A 22513-nucleotide genomic window follows, 5' to 3' on the forward strand; every position below is an offset into this window, starting at 1 on the left:
CATGAATCCTCGCTTGCTAGATTATTACAATGAAGAGCTGGTTTACATGCGAGAAAGCGCAGCGGAATTTGCACAGCAACATCCCAAAGTTGCGCGCCGCCTGGGCATGCATGATGTAGAGATAGCAGATCCCTACGTAGAACGGCTGGTTGAATCGTTTTGCTATTTGTCGGCACGCATGCGCATCAAGCTCGATGCGGAATTTCCGCGATTTAGCCAGCGCCTGCTGGAAGTCACATATCCGAACTACGTCAGCCCGACACCTTCCATGGCCGTGGCCCAGTTGCACCCCAGTGCAACCGAAGGGGATCTGAGCAAAGGCTTTCTTGTCCCGAAGGATTCACGTTTTTTTGCAAAGATTCCCCAGGGTGAGGAAACGGCCTGCGAGTTTCGCAGCGGCCAGCCGGTGAGGTTGTGGCCTTTGGAGATAACGGATGCACGACTCAGCGGAATTCCTGCCGATATTCCGGCCTTGAATCGCTACCTGCCCGCCCATGTACAACCCGCAGGCAGCCTACGTTTGCGCTTGAGAGTCACGGGAGAGATGAATTTCTCCGACTTGCAAGGCCTGGATGATTTACCTGTCTATCTATGCGGGGATGAGAAAATAGCATCTCATTTATTCGAGTTATTGCACACCTCGGCGCTGGCCTCCTTCACGGCTGCGCCGGGCCATATGACAAATAACCCGCATGTAGTCAATCAAGATGCCTTAAGCCATATAGGCATGGGAATTGATGAAGGCTTGCTCCCGCTGAGCTGGAACAGTTTTCACGGCCATAACCTGCTGCATGAATATTTCTCCTGCCCACAGCGATTTTATTTCTTGCGCCTGCAACATCTGGCTCAAGGCCTTCGCCGCATCCAAGGCCAGGAAGCCGAGATCGTGGTTCTGCTCTCACGCGCTTCATCCACACTACAGGGCCTGGTCGATGCAAAGCAATTTGCCCTGTTTTGCACGCCGATCATCAACCTGTTTCCCAGGCGCACCGATCGCATCGAGGTCAAGTCAGCAGAAACAGAGCTGCACCTGGTTCCGGATCGCACGCGTCCGCTGGACTTTGAAGTGTTCAATGTGTCGGAGATTCACGGCCAGCAGCAAGGTGGCCGTGAATCCCTGATCTTTCGCCCGCTCTATCAAACCTTGCATTACGACGAGGGCAATTACGGGCGCTATTTCTCTCTGCGCCGCGAAGCCAGGCTGCAATCCGATTCCGCACGCAAATACGGCACGCGCACGCCTTATACGGGGACCGAGGTCTTTGTCAGCTTGGTTGACCAAAACGAAGCTCCCTACCCGGAGAGTCTGCGTTATCTGTCCGTGCAGGCCTGGTTGACGAATCGCGACCTTCCTCGACTGGTGCCGCGCAATGGCGTCTCCGACCTCAGCAGTTCGGACTCGCTGCCCGTGCGCAGCATCGGCTTGATCCGGCCGCCCAGCGCGCCCAAGCCGCCATTTGCCGAGCGCGAGCAGGCCTGGCGCCTGATCCGCCTGCTGGGCTTCAACCATTTGCCGCTGGCCGACATGCCGCACCGCGAAGGTGCCCAGGCCTTGCGCGATATGTTGCGCCTGTTCATCACCAGCGAAGATGTCGTTGCCTTGCGGCAGATTCAAGGCCTTATCGGCTCGCAGATCACGCCCGTGACCCGGCGCCTTCCCCATGCCGGACCCTTGATCTATGGGCGCGGCATCGAATGCAAGCTCACGGTGGATGAAACCGGCTTCTCCGGCATCAGCCCTTATCTCATGGGCCTGGTGCTGGAGCAGTTTCTCTCACGCCATGTGGCCATCAACGTTTTCACCCAGACCAACCTGCACAGCATGCAGCGTGGAGAGATCGCCAAATGGCCGGTACGCATGGGCGGCCGGGGAGTCGTCTGATGGATGAGAAAAACACAAGCCCGGCCGCTGCTCCCTGGTCAAGCCTTGTGCAGCGCGCCCAGCAAAAGCCATGGGAATACAGCTTTCTGGGCCTGATGCGCCATATTGCCGCCACCAACAACCCCAAGCGCATCCCCATAGGCGAAGCCCAGCGGCCGGCGCAAGAGAGCTTTCGCCTAGGACAGCATCCGAGCCTGGCCTTTGCCCCCAGGGAGATCGCCGAGGTCAGCGAGCATGCGGACAAGCTGGTGCTCCGCCTGTTCAGCCTGGGCATGCTCGGGCCCAACGGCCCCTTGCCCTTGCACTACACCGAACAAGTACGCGAGCGCGTGGAATCCAGCATTCATGACACGACACTCATGGATTTTCTGGACATGTTCCACCATCGCTACTTTACGCACTTCTACCGGGCCTGGGCCCAGAGCCAGTCGACCGCCGGCCTGGACAACCCCGATGCCGAAGGCTTTTCCGACTATATCGCCCGCCTCGGAGGCGATGAGGTCGAGCAGACTTCCGAGCACCGTCTTCCGCGACATGCACGCTGGGCCTCGGTCGCGCACCGGGTACGCGAGGCACGCAACCCCGAAGGGCTGGTGCATACCTTGCAGCATTACTTTGGCATTCCCGTGGCACTGCAGGAGTTCCAGTTCCACTGGATTGCACTCGATCAGCACGATTACACCGAGCTGGGTGTTCCCAGAATGTCCTCCCTGCTGGGAGAAGGAGCCATTGCAGGCGAGATGATGCCCGATAGGCAAACACGTTTTCGCCTGGTCCTTGGGCCTTTGAATCTTGCCCAGTACATGCGCTTTACGCCGCAAAGCCTGGAAAACGAAACGAACAGCCAGGCAGGCCGAGATCTGCCGGCACTCATCGAATGGGTACGTGCCTTTGTCGGCTATGAATACGCCTGGGAGGTGGAGCTGGTGGTGGATTCAAACGAAGCCCCGACCTCGGTGCTAGGCGGCAGCGACAAGCTGGGCTGGACCTCCTGGCTCGGTGATCCCACCCAGCATCAAAGCCTGCATGAAATCACCGGCATGATTTTTGAGCCCGAGAGTTATGTGCAATCGCTGAGACTGGATCAAGGCATCTCCAAGAAAACACATCTCCAATGAAAATCTTTCGCAAACTGGCACAGACTTTTGGTCTTGAAAGCCAGACCAAAAGCATGGCTGCCAAGCTGCCTCCCGAATGGAGCAGTCCCTTGCAAGATGACATGCCGTGCGGACCTTATCTCGAGTACGACCCCGACTATGACCAGTTGCAGATCGCGCTGCAGCCCAAAGCCGAGGTGCAGTACGGCAGCTTTATCGCCCCCGCCCAAGGGCCGGACTGGAAAGATGTCGAAGCCCGAAGCCGCGCCCTCCTGGGCAAAAGCCGCGATATCCATCTGCTCGTCACCCTGTGCCGCTGCCGCGCGCACCTCAACCGCTTGGAAGGCGTGGCCGAGCAGGTTGGCATTCTGGCGGGGCTGCTTGAGCTGTGGCCAAACGCCATACATCCGCAGCGCGTGATCGATGGCGTCAGCGACCCGCTGATACAGGCCAATGCGCTGGCCTCCATTGCCGATCCGCAGGGCTTTGCCAAGGATCTGCGTGAGCTCGTGCTGTCCTCGAGCACCGCCTTGCGCCTGAGCATGCGCGATGTGGAGCAGGCCTATGCGGTTCCTCGCCCGCACGATGCCTTGACGCCCGAGTCCGTGCGCCTGCAGCTGTTTGATTTGTTCGACCAGGATCCGGCACGCAAGCTCGCCCTCGAATCACTGTGCGCGAGTGCTGCCGCCATCGAGGAATGGAGTGCCAGCCACCTGGGCAACGACGCGCCCAGCCTGGAGGTTCTGCACAAGATACTCGCGCCCTATCCGCAGATCCTGCAGGAATACGCACAGCGCCCCAGCAATGCCAACGGCACACGCAGCAGTCCGCATGCACCGGGCCGCACCATACTGCCCGATGTCAGCGACGTTCACTTGCCGGCCGATCAGGAGCCCTCTTTCGCGCCCCAGCTGGCTTCGCCCCCTGCCGACCTGCAGCATCTCGGCGGCCCTGGCTTCAGTCCCATGCCTGCCGCCCTCATGGCGCCGGCGGGCAGCATTCGCGATCAACGCGAATACGTCAAGAACGTGATCGCTCAAGCGCGCCAGTGGTATGAGGAGAACGAGCCCAGCTCGCCCGTCGCCATCATGCTCAAGCAGGCCCAGCGCATGGTGGGCAAGCGCTATGCGGAGGTGGCGCAAATGGTCCCCCTGGAGCTGCTGCAGCAATGGGACAAGGAATGACGAAGTGATGCCTCCCGGGCCCACACCTGAGAGCGTGTTCACAATCTCTACGCAGGCGCGCCGCGAGGAGATCTTGAACACGCTCTGAGCGGTTTCCGGCAAAGGCGGCGGCGATGAGGCCCGCCTCAAACACAAGACCTGCGCTGATGATCGCTCGCAAAAAAAGAGCTGCTAGCGCTTTCCCTGTATGGATTTCAGATAAAAAACCATCTGAAATCCATATGGACCGTGCGCTAGCAGCTCTTTTCTAAATAGCATGCCCGAACCACCGGTTCGGGCTGTGGCCTCACTGGGTCTTGACGGCCTCCACCTTGCCATTGCGCACGCCGGCGCCGCGCACCACGGTAATCGTGCCGCCGCGCTCATCCACGCCGGTGATGTGGTTGGGGTTCAAGGCCGCAGGCAGTGCCTTGTAGGCCTCGCTCAGCTTGGCATGGATGGCCTTGGCATCGCTGCCCGTGCCCGCCAGTTGCATGGCCTTGAAGGTGGCGTGCACGGCCGTGTAGTTCCACAGTGCTTCCGAGCCGGGAATACGGCCAGGGTAGATCTTGTCGAAGCGCTTGATGAATTCCTGGGATTCGGGCAGAGGGTCCTCGGAGACCGGCATCACGCCGATCGCACCTTCCAGCATCTTGTAGTCGCCACCCAGAACGCGGGCCATCTCGTCGAGCTTGGCCTGGTCCATGATGATGAAGCCGCCCTTGAAGCCCAGCTCGCGTGCCTGCTTGACCACCAGGGCCGTGGGCTCGGAAGCGCCACCCACGAAAAGCACATCGGGCTTGTCTGCCAGCGCCTTGCTCACGCCGCTGTAGAAGTCGGTGGCGCGGTTGTAGCTCATGGGGTTTTCGGCCACCACGGTGCCACCCAGCTTTTCCCAGCCCGGCTTGAAGGCTGCGACCCAGGCCTTGGCGTAGTCATGGTCGGCACCGACCAGAGCCACCTTCTTGCCAAAGCGCTCCATCACGTACTTGGAGAAGGGCTCGATATAGCCAGTGAACTCGGGCGGAATGCGCAGCGACAGCTTGTTGCCGCGGTTCGTGATCTGGGGCACCGAGCTGTAGGCCAGCACGATGAAGCCGCTGCGCTCGTTGGTGGTCTGCAGCGCGAAGATGCCGCCCGAGTGCGGCACCAGGATCGCGGGTGTCTTGTGCTGCTGCACCAGACGCTGGGCGTTGATGGCCGTCTCGGACGGGTTGTACTTGTCATCCAGCGCCACGATCTCGAGCTTGACCTTCTTGCCGGCGATCTCGGGTCCGGCGGCATTGATCTCGCCCACGGCCATCTGCATGCCGTCCAGCACGTTCTTGCCATACTGCGCCGCGCCGCCCGACATGGGGCCGGAGTAGCCGATCTTGACCACCTCCTGGGCCATGGCAGGGCCAGCGGCCAGGGCCGCACAGGCCAGGGCCAGCTTCGTCAGCTGGCGGCGGTTGAATCGAGAAAAAGCATGCATGGTTGTCTCCTTGGTTGATATAGGAATGCACAAAAAACGCACGACACCGGACAAGGCACGCACCCTCAGGGTGCCGCGCAGCCCTGTGCCGCATACCGAGGCCCCCTCCGCCAGGACACCGCGCAAGGGCCGCCCCGCAGCGCCGGTGTCGTCCCCCTCCCGCGCGCAGCGCGAAGAGAGGGGGAAGGCGCGCAGCGCCTCAGGGGGTGCTTCATATTTATGCGCCGATGTAAGCCTTGCGAATAAAGTCATCCGCCAGCAGCTCGGCCGGCAGACCTTCGCGCACAATGCGGCCGCTCTCCAGCACATAGGCACGGTGGGCGATCTTCAGCGCCGCATAGGCGTTCTGTTCGGCCAGCAGCACCGTGGTGCCCGCCTGGTTGATGCGTTGGATGACCTCGAACATCTGTTTGATCACCAGCGGCGCCAATCCCAGCGAGGGCTCATCGAGCAGCAGCACCTTGGGCCGGCCCATCATGGCGCGGCCAATGGCCACCATCTGCTGCTGGCCACCCGAGAGCGAACCGGCAGGGTCGTGCTGCTTGTCGCGCAGAATCGGGAACAGGGTGAACACCTCTTCCAGCGTCTTCTGGCTGGGCCCCGGGTCGCTGCGGTGCACATAGGCGCCCAGCTCCAGGTTTTTGCGCACGCTCATCTGTGCAAACAGCTTGCGGCCCTCGGGGCATTGCACCAGACCGGACTGCACGATGGCCGAGGGCTTTTTGCCCAACAACTCCTGGCCTTGCCAGGTGATGGAGCCAGCTGTGGCCTTGTGGATGCCGCTGGCCGTCAGAAACATCGAGCTCTTGCCCGCGCCATTGGCCCCCAGCAGCACCACCAGCTCGCCCTGATCGGCGTGCAGATTGACCTGGTCCAGCGCCAGAAAGCTGCCGTATTTCAGCGACAGGTTCTCAAATTTCAGCATGCTCGCTCCCCAGGTAGGCATCGATCACGGCCGGGTTGCGGCGCACTTCCTCGGGTGTGCCTTCGGCGATTTTTTCGCCATAGCTCAGCACCAGAATCTTGTCGGCCAGACTCATGATCATGCCCATCTTGTGTTCGATCAGCGCCACCGTGATGCCGTGGCGCACCAGCTTGCGGATCAGCTCGGCCAGGCCCTCGGTCTCCTCCGGGTTCACGCCGCCGGCGGGTTCGTCCAGCAGCATCAGCTTGGGGTTGGTGGCCAGGGCCAGCGCAAAGGCCACGCGCTTGCGCTCCTCCTGCGAGATGTCGCCCGCCACGCGTTGTGCGATGTGGGAGAGGCCGACAAAATCCAGGGCGTCGCGGGCCTTTTCGCGGCACACGCGCTCCTCCTCGCGCAACCGGCTGGAGCCGCGCAGCACATCCCACAGACCGGACTGTGTGCGCAGGCGGTGGCCCACGATGAGGTTGTCCAGCACCGTGGCACGGTCGAACAGCGCCGTGGTCTGGAAGGTGCGGGCAATGCCCAGCCTGGCCACCTGGTCGGGGCGCCGTGAAGTCACGTCCTGCCCATTGAAGGTGATGGTGCCGCTGGTGGGTTGGTGGGTGGAGCTGATGAGGTTGAAGAACGTCGTCTTGCCCGCCCCGTTGGGGCCGATGATGGCGTTGACCTTGCCGGCCTCGATGGTGGTGCTGACCTTGTTCACCGCCGCCAAACCACCGAACTTTTTGGTCAGTTGCTCAATTTTCAGCATGGCGTGCTCCCTTCTGGTCCGCTTTGGCCTGTTTGGCGGCCCGGCGTGCACGCCAGGCGGTGAAGCTGCCCACCACGCCATAGGGCATGAAGATCACCAGCATCACCAGGATGGGGCCGAAGACGATGAAGCGGTACTCCTGCAGGAACTGCAGGTACTGTGTGATCCAGGGCATGCCGATGGCGCCCAGGAGCGGGCCGAACACCGTGCCCATGCCGCCGACCATGGCAAAAATCATCATGTCGAAGGTGTGGTGCACACCGGCCATATCGGGGCCGATGAAGCGCACAAAGCCCGCGTACAGACCGCCCGCAATGCCGGCGTAGAACACGCTGAGCATGAAGGCCAGTACCTTGTTGCGCATCAAATTGATGCCCAGGGCCTCGGCCAGCTCATCACTGTTGCGAATGGCGATGAAGGTGCGGCCCAGCAGCGACTTGACGATGCGGCGCATCACCCACACCAGCACCACCAGGAAGAACAGCACGAAGTAGTACATGCGCAGCGGTGTATCGAAGCTCAGCGCACCAATGGCCTCGGGCTCGGGAATGCCCATGATGCCCACGGTGCCGTGGGTCAGGTCTTCCCATTTCTCGATCAGCAAAAACATGATGTAGCCCACGCACAGCGTGAAGATCGAGAAGTAGTGGCCCTTGAGGCGCAGCGAGATGATGCCGATCACATAGCCCAGCACCACGCAGACCACGCCGGACATGGCCAGGCCGGCCCAGAAGGTCCAGCCGTGGTCCACGGTGAGAATGCCCACGGTGTAGGCTCCCACGGCCATGAAGCCGGCATGGGCCAGATTCAGCTGGCCGGTATAGCCCGTGATCAGGTTCAGCCCCAGCGTGGCAATGGCAACGATATAGGCCGTGCTCATCACGGTGAGGTGGTAGTCGTTGCCGGCGAACCAGGGGAAGGCGATGCCGGCGGCCAGCAGCAATGCCCAGGCCAGTTTGCTGTCGATAAAGCTCTTCATGCGCGCCCCCTGGGTGCAAACAGGCCCTGAGGGCGCAGGGACAGAATCACCACCAGCAGCACAAAGGCAATGATGTCCTTGTAGTCGGTGGAGAGGTAGTAGGCACCAAAGCTCTCGGCAAAGCCCAGGATCAGCCCCCCGGCCACGGCGCCGGGAATGCTGCCCATGCCGCCCAGGATGATGATCACAAAGGCCTTGGTGATGACCAGATGGCCCATGGCCGGATAGACCAGGTTGATGGGCGCATACAGCGTCGCCGCCACGGCCGCCAGGGCACCGGAGATGGCAAACGTCATCATGGCCACGCGGTTGGCATCGATGCCCACCATGGATGCGCCCTCGCGGTTCTGCGCCATGGCGATGATGGTCGAGCCTGTGGTCGTGCGCGTCAGGAACAGGTGCAGCGCCACCATCAGCGCAAAGGCCGCAACGATGATCAGCAGGCGCTGCGCAGGCACGGTGATGCCGCCCATCTCGACGATGCTGGTGAACGGCGTGGGCATGCGCTGGAAGTCCGCGCCCCACAGCACCTGGGCGCCGGCTTCCAGGAACAACAGCAGACCGATGGAGGCGATCTTGGGATGCAACGGCGAAGCATTGCGCAGCGGATTGAACACCAGGCGCTCGCTGAGCAGACCCAGCAAGGCCACGGTGACGGCCGCCATCAGCATGGCTGCCCAGTAGCCCCAGCTCCAGGCCACCATGGCATGCAGAGCCACGAAGGCACCGATCATGTAAAAGCCGCCGTGCGCGAAATTGGGCACGTGCAAGATGCCATAGACCAGGGTCAGCCCCAGGGCCACCAGCCCGTAGATGCCACCCAGGGTCAGGCCGTTGAGCACTTGCTGCAAGAAAGCGTCCATTCACCGCCTCCCTCGGCGCAGCCTGGCGCAGCGTCGCACGGTCGTGGTTCGAAACCTCATTCCGGATCTCCTTTGCGTTGTTCCCAAAGACCTTTTTGATAGGTCTTGTCTATGAAGTCAGCTTAGGAGCGGGGTCTGGGAGCCACAACCTGGATGTTCTGCATGGTGGAATGCACCATGAAAACCCCAAGACGAAACCTGCTTTTTCAGTAACCTAGATGACAGTTGCAGCTCGAGCGTCAAAGATCCAGATGAATCGCTACAGTTTCCATGGAAGCTGCCTGGCCGAAAAACGGCAGGTCTGCATGCTGCGGCGAACGCAAACCGTTGTTTAATCGCAACTCAATCCAGACTTACCTGCGAGAGGCCTCATTCGTTTGTCCTAGGACAAATTCCGAAATATTCAGGCTTGCTGCAATAGGGGTACGGGATTTCCCCCGGGTCACTCCAACAATCTAGATCATGAAGAAAACTCTGCTGGCCGTTGCTGCTATTTGTGCTTTGACCTCCGGTGCCGCTTTTGCTCAGCAGGCCGAGAGCCCCTGGTTGGTGCGTCTGCGCGCCGTGCATATCGACAGCGACAACGGCGGCGCTGCCGGCCGTGCCGGCGTGAGCATCAACGACAAGTGGATTCCCGAGGTTGATGTCTCCTACTTCTTCACCCCCAACTTTGCTGCCGAGCTGATCCTCACCTATCCGCAAAAGCATGATGTGCGCCTGAATGGCGGCAAGATCGGCTCGCTCAAGCACCTGCCCCCCACCCTGCTGGCCCAGTATCACTTCACGGGCCTGGGCGCTTTCAAGCCTTATGTGGGCGCAGGTATCAACTACACGCGCTTTTCCAGTGTCAACATTCTCGATGGCGCCCTCACGGTCAAGAAGAACAGCTGGGGCCCGGCCCTGCAAGTCGGCTTTGACTATGCGCTGGACAAGAACTGGTCGCTCAACTTCGACGTGAAGAAGGTTTACATGGATACCACGGTCAGTGGCGGCATCGGCAAGCTCAAGGTTGATCCCGTGCTTGTGGGTGTCGGCGTGGGCTATCGCTTCTGATTCCCAGGAGTCAGTCGCGAAAGATGCGCGCTGCTTCATCCGGCAGCGCGTAGTGAGGCAAGGATGGGTACTTGAATCCGGTATGTCGCTTGCGGCATACCGGACTTTTTTTGCCCTGCTCACTGCCCAGCCTCCTGCCGCCTGGATCTGATACGGTGGAAATCGCCCCATCTGCTGCTGTGCACGAGGGACCGGCCTGGGCATAGTGCCGGCACAACCGGCCACAGGCGCAGATAGGCGCCGCGCAGCCCAGGCTGCGCTCCACAGGGCCGGGCCAAAGGCCCCATGTCAGAGCAAAACCACGATCCAATTCCGGCGCGGCAGGCAAAGCCGCGCAAGACCATTGCCATAGTCCCGGACCCCGGCTATCAGCCCCTGTTCGAATCAAGCGCCAAGATCCAGCCGCGCTCCATCAACGGGCGCTTCTCGAACTGGCGCTGGGCCATGGTCTGGCTCACACAGCTGTTCTTCTACGGCATCCCCTGGCTGCAAATGCACGGCCGCCAGGCCCTGCTGTTCGATCTGGAGCAGCGGCGCTTTTATATCTTCGGCTGGCTGCTCTACCCCCAGGACTTCATCTACCTGGCCGTGCTGCTCATCATCTCGGCCCTGGCCCTGTTTCTGTTCACGGCCGTGGCCGGGCGGCTGTGGTGCGGCTTTTCCTGCCCTCAGTCCGTCTACACCGAGATCTTTCTCTGGATAGAGCGCCGCACCGAAGGTGAGCGCAGCGCCCGCCTGCGCCTGGATTCCGGCGGCTGGAGCGGAGAGAAGCTGCTCAAGCGCGGCGCCAAGCACGGGCTGTGGCTGCTTGTCGCCCTGTGGACGGGTGTGACCTTCGTGGGCTTCTTCGTTCCCATACGCGCGTTGCTGCCCGAGCTGCTGAGCCTCAGCGGCCCCTGGCAGATCTTCTGGGTGCTGTTCTACGGACTGGCCACCTACGGCAACGCAGGCTTTCTGCGCGAGCAGGTCTGCAAGCACATGTGCCCTTATGCGCGCTTTCAGAGCGCCATGTTCGACCGGGACACCCTGGTCGTGACCTATGACGCGGCGCGCGGTGAAGCACGCGGCGCCCGCCCCAAGAATGTGGACCGCAAAACCCAGGGCCTTGGTGACTGCATAGACTGCGGCCTGTGCGTGCAGGTCTGCCCCGTGGGCATAGACATACGCAACGGCCTGCAATACGAGTGCATCGGCTGCGGCCTGTGCATAGATGCCTGCAACAGCGTCATGGACCGCATGCAGTATCCACGCGGGCTGATCCGGCTTTCCACCGAGAACGGCCTGCTCCAGGGCTGGGGCCAGAACGAGCTGATACGGCGCCTCTTCAGGCCGCGCATCATCGTCTATGGATCAGCGCTGCTGGCCATCTCGATTGCCATGGTTGCCAGCCTGAGCCTGCGCACACCGCTCAAGGTGGATGTGGTGCGCGACCGGGGCACGCTGTCACGCATCGTGGCAGGCGGACAGCTGGAAAACATTTATCGCGTGCAGATCGGCAACGCCACCGAGCGCGACCAGCGCTATCTGCTCAAGGCCTCGGGCCTGGCCGGCATACAGGTGGCATCCGAGGCCGAGGTCGAGGTGGCTGCTGCCCAGGACCGGTGGGTGGTTGTGCGCCTGCAAGCCCCTTACGGGATTGCCGAGCCGGGCTCGCATCCGGTGTTTTTGACGGCAACGGCCGTGGGCGACGACAGGCTCAGCACCCAGGCGAAAACCACGTTTCTGGTGCCGCGCTGAGCCGCAGCGTGGAGGGGTATGGCCCGATACGGGCCTGGCAGGCGGGCCAACCTGCCAAAGACCGAGCTCGACCGGGCCGACGGCAGCGCCGGCCTGGCCCGCGCCTGTTACTTGCGGTAATCCAGCTCCAGGCCCAGATAACGGCCGGTCATGGTCGCATTCACGAGCGGGCCATCGGGATCCGGCTTGAACTTGGCGTAGGTGTACTTGGTATCTGCGGTCTTGACGGGGATGGCCGTTGGCGAGGCCTTGACCGAGCTTCTGACGCGGCTGCGATTGCTCAGCGAGTGGATGGATGCAGACTTGCTCTTGTTTGCGATCTGGAGGCGCTGGGCCTCGGTGGCGGAATTAATCAAATTTCAGCTCCTTAATCGTATCAATGGGTCCGATTTCCTGAGATGTAATTTCGCCTGATTTCAGGCTTGTATTTTTGTATATCCAGGGGCGCCTATAAATTATAACCCATGGCCGAAAATTTTGCCTATCGCCGATATATTGACCATATACAGCTTCAAAAAACCTTGGCAGATGAGCCGTCTGCGGCTCCAGGGCAGCCTGGAAAAAAGGTCTGCGCCGCCTTATTTTCTTGCGGCACCGGCGCCTATAAAGCGTGAAAATCGGATCAGAGGCCGGCTGATTTCTGCATGTTTTTGCAGAAAATTGCCAAACCCACCATCTCATTGTTTTATTCCACAGCCCGTCCGGATTATATAAAAACACTTCCAAAATACCCAAGATAATCAATGCATCGAAATTCCAGAAATAATCAAATTCCTCATATTCCAGGAATATTACGCCCATATTTACAGTGGATTCCAAGAACAAGAATCATGTTCATTTACAACAGCTTGATGGTTTTCATTCAGCCACGGTCATTTCAGGCTTGCATAGTCCAGAAAAATATTAGGGAATTACTCCAGAAAGAATAAAGAACATCTCATACAGTCCATAATCCGGGCTTTAGGCCTTTGAAGGAAATAACAATCATGCAGTCCCAGCCAGAAGTCATTACCTGCCTCAACCAGTTGCTGCGTGGCGAGCTGGCGGCACGCGATCAGTATTTCGTCCACTCGCGCCAGTACGAGGACCAGGGCTTTATGCGCTTGTACGAGCGCATCAATCATGAGATGGAAGAAGAGACCCAGCATGCGGATGCCATACTGCGCCGCATTCTGCTTCTGGGCGGCAAGCCCGATATGCGCCCCCATGAGTTCGAAGCCGGTGCAAGCGTTGAGGAAATGCTGAACAAGGACTTGCAGACCGAATACAGCGTGCGCGCCGCCCTGCGCGAAGCCATGGCCTTGTGCGAGCGCCACAGCGACTTCGTGAGCCGCGACATGCTTCTTGCCCAATTGCGCGACACCGAGGAAGACCACGCTTACTGGCTGGAAAAGCAGATCGGCCTGATCGAGAAAATAGGCCTGTCCAACTATCTGCAAAGCCAGATGCCGGCCAACAACCCCTGATGCCCCAGGCGCCTGCGCCAACAGCTTCTTTTATAGGAGCTGGTAGCGCGCATGAACAAAGGGATTGAGGCCTTTACAAGCCTCAATCCCTTTGCCTTTGAGCGCTAGCAGCTATTAACTGCATAGCGCCTGCCATTTTCTCTTTAACCCGGCTTGCGCTGCCCCGCGAGGGGCAACGGCTCAGCCTTCAGTCCAGTTGCGACAGGTCGCGCACCGCGCCCTTGTCGGCACTGGTCACCAGCTTGGCGTAGGCCTTGAGCGCGGCCGAGACCTTGCGCGGTCGCGGCTGGGCGGGCTTCCAGCCCCTGGCATCCTGCTCGGCGCGGCGGCTGGCAAGCTCTTCGTCGCTGACCAGCACATTGATGCTGCGGCCCGGGATATCGATGCGGATGCGGTCGCCGTCGCGCACCAGGCCGATGGCGCCACCTGCTGCGGCTTCGGGCGAGCAATGGCCTATGGACAGGCCCGAGGTACCGCCCGAGAAGCGTCCATCGGTGAGCAGCGCGCAGGCCTTGCCCAGGCCCTTGGACTTGATGTAGCTCGTGGGATAGAGCATCTCCTGCATGCCGGGGCCGCCCTTGGGGCCTTCGTAGCGCACGATGACCACATCACCGGCCTTGACCTTGTCGGCCAGGATGTTGGCCACGGCCTCGTCCTGCGACTCCACCACATGGGCCGGACCTTCGAACACCAGGATGGACTCGTCCACGCCGGCCGACTTGACCACGCAGCCGTCCGCGGCGATGTTGCCGAACAGTACGGCCAGGCCGCCTTCCTTGCTGAAGGCATGCTCGTAGGAGCGTATGCAGCCTTCGGCACGGTCCAGATCCAGGCTGGGCCAGCGCGTGTTCTGGCTGAAGGCCTGCTGGGTGGGGATGCCGGCCGGGCCGGCCTGGTAGAAGGTCTTGACGGCCTCGTCCTGGGTCAGCGTGATGTCCCATTGGGCCAGCGCCTCGCCCAGGCTCTTGGCATGGATGGTGGGCACATCGGTGTGCAGCTTGCCCGCACGCGCGAGCTCGCCCAGGATGGCGAAGATGCCGCCGGCGCGGTGCACGTCTTCGATGTGGTATTTGTTGGTATTGGGCGCGACCTTGCACAGCTGGGGCACGCTGCGCGAGAGGCGGTCGATATCGGCCATGGAGAAGTCGATCTCGGCCTCGCGCGCAATCGCCAGCAGGTGCAGGATGGTGTTGGTCGAGCCGCCCATGGCGATGTCCAGCGTCATCGCGTTCTCGAAGGCCTTGAAGCCCATGGAGCGCGGCAGCACGGAGTCGTCGTCCTGCTCGTAGTGCTGGCGCGCCAGCTCCACGATGCGGCGGCCGGCGCGCAGAAACAGCTGCTCGCGGTCCGCATGCGTGGCCAGCACCGTGCCGTTGCCGGGCAGGGACAGGCCCAGGGCCTCGGTCAGGCAGTTCATGGAGTTGGCCGTGAACATGCCCGAGCAGGAGCCGCAGGTAGGACAGGCAGAGCGCTCGACCTGGGCCACCTCTTCATCGCTGTAATTGCTGTCGGCCGCAATCACCATGGCGTCCACCAGGTCCAGCTTCTTGAATTCGATGGTCTTGGTCTCGGGATTGGCCAGCTTGGTCTTGCCGGCCTCCATGGGGCCGCCCGAGACGAAGATCACGGGAATGTTCAGCCGCATCGCAGCCATGAGCATGCCGGGCGTGATCTTGTCGCAGTTGGAGATGCACACCAGCGCGTCCGCGCAGTGGGCATTGACCATGTACTCCACCGAGTCGGCGATGATGTCGCGGCTGGGCAGCGAATACAGCATGCCGTCGTGGCCCATGGCAATGCCGTCGTCGACGGCAATGGTGTTGAACTCCTTGGCCACGCCGCCTGCGGCCTCGATCTCGCGGGCCACGAGCTGGCCTAGATCCTTGAGGTGCACATGGCCGGGCACGAACTGGGTGAAGGAATTTGCAATGGCGATGATGGGCTTGTCGAAGTCGCCATCCTTCATGCCTGTGGCGCGCCACAGCGCGCGCGCACCAGCCATGTTGCGGCCGCCGGTGGAAGTCTTGGAACGGTATGCGGGCATGTTCTTGAAACTCAATCGTTGGGGACGAAAAAAACTCAACAGGCATTATGGTCCACGAGCCCCAAACCCTGCTGGCCCCCGTCCGTATAGGCCGGCTTCAGCCGCGATGGCTGACTGCGTCAAAACTGCAGCATGCCACCTTGAATCACGCAAACCCTGCACATGCCCGAGCTCAAAGCAGCACATCGGGCCCGAGCCCGGGGGCCCAGTCAAAGGACGCCTGGCGCAGCACCATGTCTATGTCCAGGCCCAGGGCCAGGCCTACCTCGCCGGGGAAGGAGACGGCCAAAGCCTTCTCATCCCAGCCGGCCTGGTGCGAGCGCGCTCGCCATACGGCCAGGTGCAGCACGCCAGCCAGAGGCTCGAGTTCGGCCTGGGCCAGCGGCGCATGCAGCTGAGCCAGCGCATCGACCAGCAAGGAGGGCAATTGCCAGCTTTCGATCAAGGCTGCACTGAGCTCGCTATAGGCATGGCCATACAGCCTGCGCTCAACCTCGGAGCGGCGCGGGTCCAGCGGATCGCACCAGGCGGCAAGCCTTGCCGCCTGCTCGGGGGCGGAGCCGTGCATGACCAGCAGCCCCAGCCCATGCAGCAGACCTGCGAGATAAGCCGCCGTAGGGCTTGCCTGCACGGCACTTGCCAGAGCCCTCGCCAGGCGCGCCGTTTCCTGGCTGTAGCGCCAGAAGGCATGCAGATCCAAGCTCGGAGCCGCTCTGGAGCCAAGGCCTAGCTCCGCACGACCCACGATGTCGCGCAATTGGGCAGGGGCGAGCAAAACCAGAGCCTCGGGGATTCCCATGACCTGGCCCTGGAGCTTGTAGGCCGAGGTATTGGCCAGGGCCAGCAAGCGCCCTGCGAGCACCGGGTCCTTGCCGAAGAGCTGGCTCAGGCGCCTGAGACTGGGCACCTCGCAGGCCAGCTCGTTCATCAACAAGGCCACGGTGCGTGGCTGGCTGGGCAGGAAAAGCGGCCCCTCCACCAGGTCCTGCAGATCCGAAGCCGGCTCCTGCGTTTGCACGTTCAGCCCGGCGCCTACTTGCGCAGACCTTGCAACTTGGCAAAGGCAGACGCCATGGCGTTGGGCTGCTCGGCCTGCTTGCCACGCGGCGGCTGCGCATAAGCACCACGCCCCTGGCCACCACGGCCTGCGCTTTCAAAGCGGTTGTCGCGGGGACCATCGCGGCGGGCCGGAGCGGCGTCGAGCTTCATGGTCAGGCTGATGCGCTTGCGGTCCACATCCACCTCCAGCACCTTCACCTTGACGATCTGGCCGGTCTTGACCACTTCACGCGCGTCTTCGATGAATTTGTGGCTCATCTGGCTGACATGGACCAGACCGTCCTGGTGCACGCCCAGATCCACAAAGGCGCCGAACTGGGCCACGTTGCTCACCGTGCCTTCCAGCGTCATGCCTTCCTTCAGGTCCTTGATGTCTTCCACACCGTCGTTGAAACGGGCCACCACAAAGTCCGGGCGCGGGTCACGGCCGGGCTTTTCCAGCTCACCCAGAATGTCCTTGATGGTCATGGCGCCGAACTTTTCGTCGGCAAACTGCTCGGGCTTGAGCGATTTGAGCAGCTCGCCCCGGCCCATGATTTGCTCGATGGGCTTGCCGGTCTTGACGATGATCTGCTCCACCACCGGATAGGTTTCGGGGTGCACGCCCGTCATGTCGAGGGGATTCTCGCCACCGCGTATGCGCAAAAAGCCTGCGGCCTGCTCGAAGGTCTTGGCGCCCAGGCCGGCCACTTCCATCAGCTGCTTGCGGCTTTGGAAGCTGCCATTGGCATCGCGCCAGCGCACCACCGATTTGGCCACCGAGCTGGAAAGGCCGGAGACGCGCGACAGCAGCGGGGCCGAGGCGGTGTTCAGGTCCACGCCCACGGAGTTCACGCAGTCCTCGACCACGGCGTCCAGCTGGCGGGCCAGCTCGCTTTGGTTCACATCGTGCTGGTACTGGCCCACGCCAATGCTCTTGGGGTCGATCTTGACCAGCTCGGCCAGCGGGTCTTGCAGACGGCGGGCAATCGAGGCCGCACCGCGCAGGCTGACGTCGATGTCGGGCATTTCCTGGGCCGCGAATTCGCTGGCCGAATACACCGAGGCACCGGCCTCGCTGACCACCACCTTGTCGATTTTCTTCTCCGCCTTGGCGGCAATCTTGATCAGGTCACCCGCCAGCTTGTCGGTCTCGCGGCTGGCCGTGCCATTGCCGATGGCGATCAGATTCACACCATGCTTTTCCACCAACTTGGCCAGCGTGGCCAAGGAGCCATCCCAGTCGCGGCGCGGCTCGTGGGGGTAGATGGTGGTGGTGTCCAGCAGCTTGCCGGTGTGGTCCACCACGGCCACCTTGACGCCGGTGCGAATGCCGGGGTCCAGGCCAATCACCGTGCGCTGGCCCGCAGGCGCGGCCAGCAGCAAATCACGCAGATTATCGCCAAACACCTTGATGGCCACCTTGTCGGCGTCCTCACGCAGGCGCGAGAACAGATCGCGCTCGGTGGACAGGCTCAGCTTCACGCGCCAGGTCCAGGCCACGCATTTGCGCAGCAAATCATCGCTGGCGCGCTTGGCATGGCTCCAGCCCAGGTGCAGGGCAATCTTGCCCTCGGCCAGGCTGGGCTGACCGGGTTCGGGCTCAATGGGTTGCACCAGCTTGGCTTCCAGAATCTCCAGCGCCCGCCCACGGAACACGGCCAGCGCCCGGTGCGAGGGCACGCGGCCAATGGGTTCGTCGTATTCAAAATAGTCGCGGAACTTGGCGACTTCGGGGTCGTTCTCGTTCTTGCTCTCCACTTTCTTGGACTTGAGCAAGCCCTCTTCCCACAGCCATTCGCGCAGCTTTTGCACCAGGGCCGGATCTTCGGCCCAGCGCTCGGACAGGATGTCGCGCACGCCGTCCAGCACGGCAAAGGTGGTGGAGAAATCGGGGCCGGGCTTGCCATCGTCCAGGGTGGTGGCGGGCTGGCAAAAGGCCTCGGCCTCTTTGTGCGGGTCCAGCGTGGGGTCGGCAAACAGCTTGTCGGCCAGCGGCTCTATGCCGAACTCCTTGGCAATCTGGCCCTTGGTGCGGCGCTTTTGCTTGAAGGGCAGGTAGATGTCTTCCAGCTCCTGCTTGGTCGGCGCATTGGCGATCGCCAGGCGCAGTGGATCGGTCAGCTTGCCTTGCTCGTCAATGGCTTTGAGCACGGCCACGCGGCGGTCTTCCAGTTCACGCAGATAACTCAGGCGGGCGTCAAGCTCGCGCAGTTGCGTATCATCGAGGCCGCCCGTCACTTCCTTGCGGTAGCGCGCGATGAAGGGCACGGTCGCCCCCCCATCCAGCAGCTCCACAGCCGCAGCCACTTGCTGTACTGTGGTTTTGAGTTCTGCGGCAATCTGTCCAATGATTTTCTGCATGCAATCCGGCGCCAGCAGGCGCTGTTGTTTGGGAAAACGATCGAGTGTGCCACAAGCTTTTGCCCATGCCTGGCGGCAAGTCTGAGCTTGCCGGACAGGAGACCCTGCTCCTGCATTTCTAGAATGAGAATGGTGCCATGTCCAACCTCAGGCCCGAGTTCCAGATCCTGCCGCTTTTCGCGCAGCGCACGCCCTGCCCTGCCGGTGCCTGCATTTGCGAGCACCAGCAATTGCTGGACAGCGGTCACGGCGACCAACGGATACTGCGTTTGACCCGCGAGGAGGAAAAGCAGCTGCTGGCACGCCTGGAACGGGCACAGACCCTGGACGAGCTGCGCCGCTTTCAGCAGCGCATGGCCGAGCAACTGGGCATCCAGTTGCGCATCTCGGCCGGACACCACGAAGTGCGCAGCGCACGCGGCCTGACCATCGAGCTTGAGCCCCAGCCAGGCCTTTGCCGCAAGACGCGTCGAAACATTCCTGCAGCCATACGCAGGGCCATGGAAGCTCACCCCGAAATCATTCACGCGCTGCTCAACGAAAACAGCCTGTTCGCCGGCACCTGAAATTGCGGCCACGGACAGCAAGACAGTCTCATGCAGGAAGATCTTTTCGCCACACCCGCCGAGCCGCCCAGGCCGACTTCAGGCACCGTCCAAGGCAAACCAGGCCAGCAACGAAAAAACCAGGGCGTCCTGGCCTCCCCCTCGGTCGCCCAATGGGCCGAGCTCGCAGCCCGGCTGCCCGCCGAGCTGCGCTTTGGTGCCTCGACATGGTCCTACCCCGGCTGGGACGGCCTGGTCTGGGACGGGGTCTATGACGCCAGCCAGCTCTCCAGGAAAGGGCTTGAAGCCTACTGCCAGCACCCTCTGCTGCGCAGCATCTGCGTGGACCGCAGCTTCTGGCAGCCGCTGACGGCCAGCCAGTACGCGGCCTATGCGGCCCAGGTGGACGGAGACTTTCGCTTTGTCATCAAATGCCCGGCCGCCGTCACCGATGCCCAGGTACGCAGTGAGCAAGGCCAGGGCCGGGCGCTGAATCCTGCCTTCTTGCAGCCCGACCTGGCCTTGTCCTGTTTTGTGGAACCTGCGGTCCAGGGTCTGGGATCAAAACTTGGCGTACTGGTGTTCCAGCTAAGCCCTCTGACCTGGGGCCTGCTGAGCCGCCTCGGCGAGCTCATGGGTCGGCTGCAGACCATGCTGGCCGCGGTACGCCAGACCCTCGATGGCAACAGCGCCAGCTCCCATGTGATCGTGGCCCTGGAAGTGCGCGACCCCGAGCTCATGACGCCTGCGCTGGCCCAGATGCTGCGCAGCACGGGCTGCACCTACTGCCTGGGTCTTCACGGCAAGATGCCGCCCATAGAAGAGCAGTTGCCGCTCTTGCGCGCGCTCTGGCCTGGCCCTCTGGTCTGCCGCTGGAATCTGAACCGTATTTTTGGAGCCTACGGCTATGCCGATGCCCAGAAAAAGCATGAGCCGTTTTCCGAGATCCGCAGTCCCGACCCGCATACGCGCGCCGTCCTGGCGCGAACCATTGCCGGCATCACCCGCGCAGGCCAGCCCGCTTTCGTGACCGTGAGCAATGACGCCGAAGGCTGCGCTCCCCGATCGATTGCCCTGCTCGCCCAGGCCGTGGCAGACGCAGGCTGAGCTCCAAAAACAAAGCCGCTTGCTGACACAGCAAGCGGCTTTGGAGATGGCCGGGAGAGACAAGCCACCAGCCTCCGGTCTTGACCACAGGCTGAAGACCGGCACCAGGCTCGGTCAAGCCAGGGCTTAGCGATGACGCTTGCCGGGGCTCTTCTTGTGATGGGTGTTTGCACCGCGAGCGCGGCTCACGCGCTGGCCACGGCCATGCGTGGGCAGGCTTGTGCCGTTGGGCAGCGGGGGCTGGGGGGTGGCTTTGCGGTCGGCTTCAGTGACAATCTTCTTGCCCATGATGTTTTTCCTTTTAAAAAGAGATGACAACACTCCATTAGGCCATAGCCTGCCGCCGGGCTGCAGAAAAAAGCGCATACAGCCCCATGTTTTGCTCTCCCACCTGGTCTTTCAGCCGGCCGTACTCACACCGGCGGCCTCGAAACTGGCCATCTCGTTGAGAATCGCGCAGGCAGAAACCAGCAAGGGCCAGACCAGGGCCGCACCCGAGCCCTCGCCCAAACGCAGTTGCCAGTCCAGCAAAGGTTCGGCTTCAAGATGGGCCAGCATGCGCGCATGACCCGGCTCGCCCGAGCGGTGCGAGAACACGCAGCGCTCAAGCACAAAAGGCCGCAGTCTGCTGGCCACAAGCACAGCGGCCGTGGCAATGAAGCCATCCACCACGATCACCCGGCGCTCGGCTGCAGCCTGCAATACCGCGCCCACCATGGTGGCCACCTCGTAGCCGCCCATGGCTGCGAGCACCTCCAGAGGGTCGTGAAGCCGGGCATGCAGCGCAAGCACCTGATGCAAAACTGCCGTCTTGCGTGCCAGGCCCTGGGCATCCAGGCCGGTTCCTGCGCCTGTGACTTCCTCCAGAGGCTCGCCACAAAGCTTGGCCAGCAGCAGCGAGGCGCAAGAGGTATTGCCAATGCCCATCTCCCCCAGCAGCAAGGCATTGCCTGGCAATCTCTGCATCAGGTTCATGCCGTTGCGCAAGGCCAGCTCGCACTCGGCCTGGCTCATGGCCGGGCCCTGGCTGCAGTCGCGTGTCCCGTAGCCGAGCTTGCGTCGCCACAGCCTGGGCTGTCCAGGCTGGGGGAGTTTGTTGTCGGGATCCTGCTCGCGCAGCGCGAAATCCTTGGCCACACCGCAGTCCACCACATTCAATGCCAGGCCATGCTGGCGCGCTAGAACACTGACCGCCGCCCCGCCAGACAGAAAGTTCTCCACCATTTGCCAGGTCACATCGGCGGGATAGGCGGACACGCCCTGGGCCGCGAGCCCATGATCGCCTGCAAACACCAGCATCTGCGGCGCTTGCAGCCTGGGCGTCTGGCTGCCGAGAATGCAGCCCAGGCGCAAGGCCAGAGACTCCAGCCGCCCCAGAGAGCCCACAGGCTTGGTCTTGCGGTCCAGCAGATGCTGTAGCTGTGCAGCCAGGCCCGGGTCTTGCATGGATGCGATGGGCGGCAAGGCCTGCATTGACGAGGCAGGGCTGGAGACGGACGACGTTTGCGTCAGGTTCATTGTCATAAGCGGATACACCAACTGCACACCTGCCGATGAAGGGCCCGAGTGCGCCCCGACAAGTGCAAAGCGCAGATTCTGGACTGAAACAACACGGCTCATACGCCAAGAGCATGTTCACACTCATTCTGCTGACCCATCTTGGGCCAGCGACTGTTGGTTTTACGCAAGCCCTCCCGGGGCCTGCAACGGCACTGATGGATGCAAACCAGAGCGGAACTTTATTGCGCCAGGCCGACTGTGCAGCGCAGACCCAGATGCTGCGCTGCCTCAGAGCTGATGACTGCGCCCAGAGAGGCAGAGCAGCGTACTCAGCGGCACGCGGTTACAAGGTGTTTATCGCCTGAGTGCTTACAGGGAGATGTCATGCAGAGCATGGGGCAAGGCTAGGATTTGCGCACCATGTCCGGGGTCGCCATGGCCGGCTGTCCGGCGATGGGCAGAGAGGGACGGCAGAGAGGGACGGCAGAGAGGGACGGCAGAGAGGGACGGCAGAGAGGGACGGCA

General features: G+C 62.0%; 20 protein-coding genes. 8 read left to right on the forward strand and 12 right to left on the reverse strand.

The window, feature by feature from the left end; genetic code table 11:
• The first annotated feature begins 1 nt into the window (after position 1).
• From tssF to G486_RS0100605, 3 genes are read left to right on the forward strand one after another with little or no spacing between them, the layout of a single operon-like run.
• Complete coding sequence (gene tssF / locus G486_RS0100595) at positions 2-1882, forward strand: type VI secretion system baseplate subunit TssF (protein ID WP_027013777.1); 1881 nt, start codon at positions 2-4, stop codon at positions 1880-1882.
• Positions 1882-3000, forward strand: a complete 1119-nt coding sequence (tssG, locus tag G486_RS0100600) for a type VI secretion system baseplate subunit TssG (protein ID WP_027013778.1) — start codon at positions 1882-1884, stop codon at positions 2998-3000. The genes tssF and tssG overlap by 1 nt, the downstream gene beginning before the upstream one ends.
• A gap of 53 nt (positions 3001-3053) precedes the next feature.
• Positions 3054-4163, forward strand: a complete 1110-nt coding sequence (locus G486_RS0100605) for a type VI secretion system protein TssA (RefSeq protein WP_034386293.1) — start codon at positions 3054-3056, stop codon at positions 4161-4163.
• 286 nt (positions 4164-4449) lie between these two features.
• Here G486_RS0100605 and G486_RS0100610 read toward each other — a convergent pair whose 3' ends face one another.
• From G486_RS0100610 to G486_RS0100630, 5 genes are all read right to left on the reverse strand, one after another.
• The gene (locus G486_RS0100610) at positions 4450-5616 is read right to left on the reverse strand and encodes an ABC transporter substrate-binding protein (protein ID WP_027013780.1); all 1167 of its coding nucleotides are present in this window, start codon (positions 5614-5616) and stop codon (positions 4450-4452) included.
• Between the two features lie 217 nt (positions 5617-5833).
• The gene (locus G486_RS0100615) at positions 5834-6541 is read right to left on the reverse strand and encodes an ABC transporter ATP-binding protein (protein WP_027013781.1); all 708 of its coding nucleotides are present in this window, start codon (positions 6539-6541) and stop codon (positions 5834-5836) included.
• Complete coding sequence (locus G486_RS0100620) at positions 6528-7292, reverse strand: ABC transporter ATP-binding protein (protein WP_027013782.1); 765 nt, start codon at positions 7290-7292, stop codon at positions 6528-6530. Before G486_RS0100620 ends, G486_RS0100615 begins: the two co-directional genes overlap by 14 nt.
• The gene (locus G486_RS0100625; RefSeq protein ID WP_027013783.1) at positions 7279-8271 is read right to left on the reverse strand and encodes a branched-chain amino acid ABC transporter permease; all 993 of its coding nucleotides are present in this window, start codon (positions 8269-8271) and stop codon (positions 7279-7281) included. The genes G486_RS0100620 and G486_RS0100625 overlap by 14 nt, the downstream gene beginning before the upstream one ends.
• Complete coding sequence (locus tag G486_RS0100630; RefSeq protein ID WP_027013784.1) at positions 8268-9134, reverse strand: branched-chain amino acid ABC transporter permease; 867 nt, start codon at positions 9132-9134, stop codon at positions 8268-8270. The genes G486_RS0100625 and G486_RS0100630 overlap by 4 nt, the downstream gene beginning before the upstream one ends.
• A 462-nt stretch (positions 9135-9596) precedes the next feature.
• Between G486_RS0100630 and G486_RS0100635 the strand changes: the two genes are divergently transcribed.
• A complete protein-coding gene (locus tag G486_RS0100635) occupies positions 9597-10187 on the forward strand; it encodes an OmpW/AlkL family protein (protein WP_027013785.1) in 591 nt (196 codons plus the stop codon).
• A 285-nt stretch (positions 10188-10472) separates the two neighbouring features.
• Complete coding sequence (gene ccoG, locus G486_RS0100640; protein ID WP_027013786.1) at positions 10473-11924, forward strand: cytochrome c oxidase accessory protein CcoG; 1452 nt, start codon at positions 10473-10475, stop codon at positions 11922-11924.
• A 107-nt stretch (positions 11925-12031) separates the two neighbouring features.
• Here ccoG and G486_RS0100645 read toward each other — a convergent pair whose 3' ends face one another.
• Both G486_RS0100645 and G486_RS23860 read right to left on the reverse strand, forming a co-directional pair.
• On the reverse strand, positions 12032-12280 hold the full coding sequence (locus tag G486_RS0100645; protein ID WP_027013787.1) for a hypothetical protein: 249 nt from the start codon (positions 12278-12280) through the stop codon (positions 12032-12034).
• Entirely contained in the window at positions 12273-12743 is a 471-nt protein-coding gene (locus G486_RS23860) for a hypothetical protein (protein WP_156919822.1), read from the reverse strand. Before G486_RS23860 ends, G486_RS0100645 begins: the two co-directional genes overlap by 8 nt.
• Positions 12744-12910: 167 nt before the next feature.
• Between G486_RS23860 and bfr the strand changes: the two genes are divergently transcribed.
• Entirely contained in the window at positions 12911-13390 is a 480-nt protein-coding gene (bfr, locus tag G486_RS0100655) for a bacterioferritin (RefSeq protein ID WP_027013788.1), read from the forward strand.
• Between the two features lie 187 nt (positions 13391-13577).
• Here the strand turns inward: bfr and ilvD are convergent, their stop codons facing one another.
• From ilvD to G486_RS0100670, 3 genes are all read right to left on the reverse strand, one after another.
• On the reverse strand, positions 13578-15434 hold the full coding sequence (gene ilvD / locus G486_RS0100660; RefSeq protein WP_027013789.1) for a dihydroxy-acid dehydratase: 1857 nt from the start codon (positions 15432-15434) through the stop codon (positions 13578-13580).
• Positions 15435-15606: 172 nt separating this feature from the next.
• Positions 15607-16452: an HDOD domain-containing protein gene (locus G486_RS0100665; protein ID WP_034386200.1), complete on the reverse strand. Its 846-nt coding sequence runs from the start codon at positions 16450-16452 to the stop codon at positions 15607-15609.
• Positions 16453-16466: 14 nt separating this feature from the next.
• On the reverse strand, positions 16467-18836 hold the full coding sequence (locus G486_RS0100670) for a Tex family protein (protein ID WP_027013791.1): 2370 nt from the start codon (positions 18834-18836) through the stop codon (positions 16467-16469).
• A gap of 137 nt (positions 18837-18973) precedes the next feature.
• On the opposite strand from G486_RS0100670, the gene G486_RS0100675 reads away from it, so the two are divergent.
• On the forward strand, positions 18974-19402 hold the full coding sequence (locus G486_RS0100675; RefSeq protein ID WP_051302969.1) for a hypothetical protein: 429 nt from the start codon (positions 18974-18976) through the stop codon (positions 19400-19402).
• 30 nt (positions 19403-19432) lie between these two features.
• Positions 19433-20488 (forward strand): DUF72 domain-containing protein, encoded by a 1056-nt coding sequence (locus tag G486_RS0100680; RefSeq protein WP_027013793.1) that lies wholly within the window; start codon positions 19433-19435, stop codon positions 20486-20488.
• A gap of 126 nt (positions 20489-20614) precedes the next feature.
• Here G486_RS0100680 and G486_RS24225 read toward each other — a convergent pair whose 3' ends face one another.
• The gene (locus tag G486_RS24225) at positions 20615-20776 is read right to left on the reverse strand and encodes a hypothetical protein (RefSeq protein ID WP_169728563.1); all 162 of its coding nucleotides are present in this window, start codon (positions 20774-20776) and stop codon (positions 20615-20617) included.
• A 111-nt stretch (positions 20777-20887) separates the two neighbouring features.
• Positions 20888-21961, reverse strand: coding sequence for a nicotinate-nucleotide--dimethylbenzimidazole phosphoribosyltransferase (gene cobT / locus G486_RS0100690; RefSeq protein WP_034386204.1), 1074 nt, complete (start codon positions 21959-21961; stop codon positions 20888-20890).
• Between the last annotated feature and the right edge of the window lie 552 nt (positions 21962-22513).

The sequence above is a fragment of the Comamonas composti DSM 21721 genome (assembly GCF_000429845.1).
Taxonomy (GTDB): Bacteria; Pseudomonadota; Gammaproteobacteria; order Burkholderiales; family Burkholderiaceae_C; genus Comamonas; species Comamonas composti.

Excerpts from the sequence above, each read along its gene's own strand:
- cobT (WP_034386204.1), bottom strand. The coding sequence starts at position 21,961 with ATGCAGGCCTTGCCGCCCATCGCATCCATGCAAGACCCGGGCCTGGCT.
- G486_RS0100670 (WP_027013791.1), bottom strand. The coding sequence starts at position 18,836 with ATGCAGAAAATCATTGGACAGATTGCCGCAGAACTCAAAACCACAGTA.
- bfr (WP_027013788.1), top strand. The coding sequence starts at position 12,911 with ATGCAGTCCCAGCCAGAAGTCATTACCTGCCTCAACCAGTTGCTGCGT.
- G486_RS0100625 (WP_027013783.1), bottom strand. The coding sequence starts at position 8,271 with ATGAAGAGCTTTATCGACAGCAAACTGGCCTGGGCATTGCTGCTGGCC.
- G486_RS0100610 (WP_027013780.1), bottom strand. The coding sequence starts at position 5,616 with ATGCATGCTTTTTCTCGATTCAACCGCCGCCAGCTGACGAAGCTGGCC.
- G486_RS0100675 (WP_051302969.1), top strand. The coding sequence starts at position 18,974 with ATGTCCAACCTCAGGCCCGAGTTCCAGATCCTGCCGCTTTTCGCGCAG.
- G486_RS0100630 (WP_027013784.1), bottom strand. The coding sequence starts at position 9,134 with ATGGACGCTTTCTTGCAGCAAGTGCTCAACGGCCTGACCCTGGGTGGC.
- G486_RS0100605 (WP_034386293.1), top strand. The coding sequence starts at position 3,054 with ATGGCTGCCAAGCTGCCTCCCGAATGGAGCAGTCCCTTGCAAGATGAC.
- ilvD (WP_027013789.1), bottom strand. The coding sequence starts at position 15,434 with ATGCCCGCATACCGTTCCAAGACTTCCACCGGCGGCCGCAACATGGCT.
- G486_RS0100635 (WP_027013785.1), top strand. The coding sequence starts at position 9,597 with ATGAAGAAAACTCTGCTGGCCGTTGCTGCTATTTGTGCTTTGACCTCC.
- tssF (WP_027013777.1), top strand. The coding sequence starts at position 2 with ATGAATCCTCGCTTGCTAGATTATTACAATGAAGAGCTGGTTTACATG.
- ccoG (WP_027013786.1), top strand. The coding sequence starts at position 10,473 with ATGTCAGAGCAAAACCACGATCCAATTCCGGCGCGGCAGGCAAAGCCG.
- tssG (WP_027013778.1), top strand. The coding sequence starts at position 1,882 with ATGGATGAGAAAAACACAAGCCCGGCCGCTGCTCCCTGGTCAAGCCTT.
- G486_RS0100615 (WP_027013781.1), bottom strand. The coding sequence starts at position 6,541 with ATGCTGAAATTTGAGAACCTGTCGCTGAAATACGGCAGCTTTCTGGCG.
- G486_RS24225 (WP_169728563.1), bottom strand. The coding sequence starts at position 20,776 with ATGGGCAAGAAGATTGTCACTGAAGCCGACCGCAAAGCCACCCCCCAG.
- G486_RS0100680 (WP_027013793.1), top strand. The coding sequence starts at position 19,433 with ATGCAGGAAGATCTTTTCGCCACACCCGCCGAGCCGCCCAGGCCGACT.
- G486_RS0100620 (WP_027013782.1), bottom strand. The coding sequence starts at position 7,292 with ATGCTGAAAATTGAGCAACTGACCAAAAAGTTCGGTGGTTTGGCGGCG.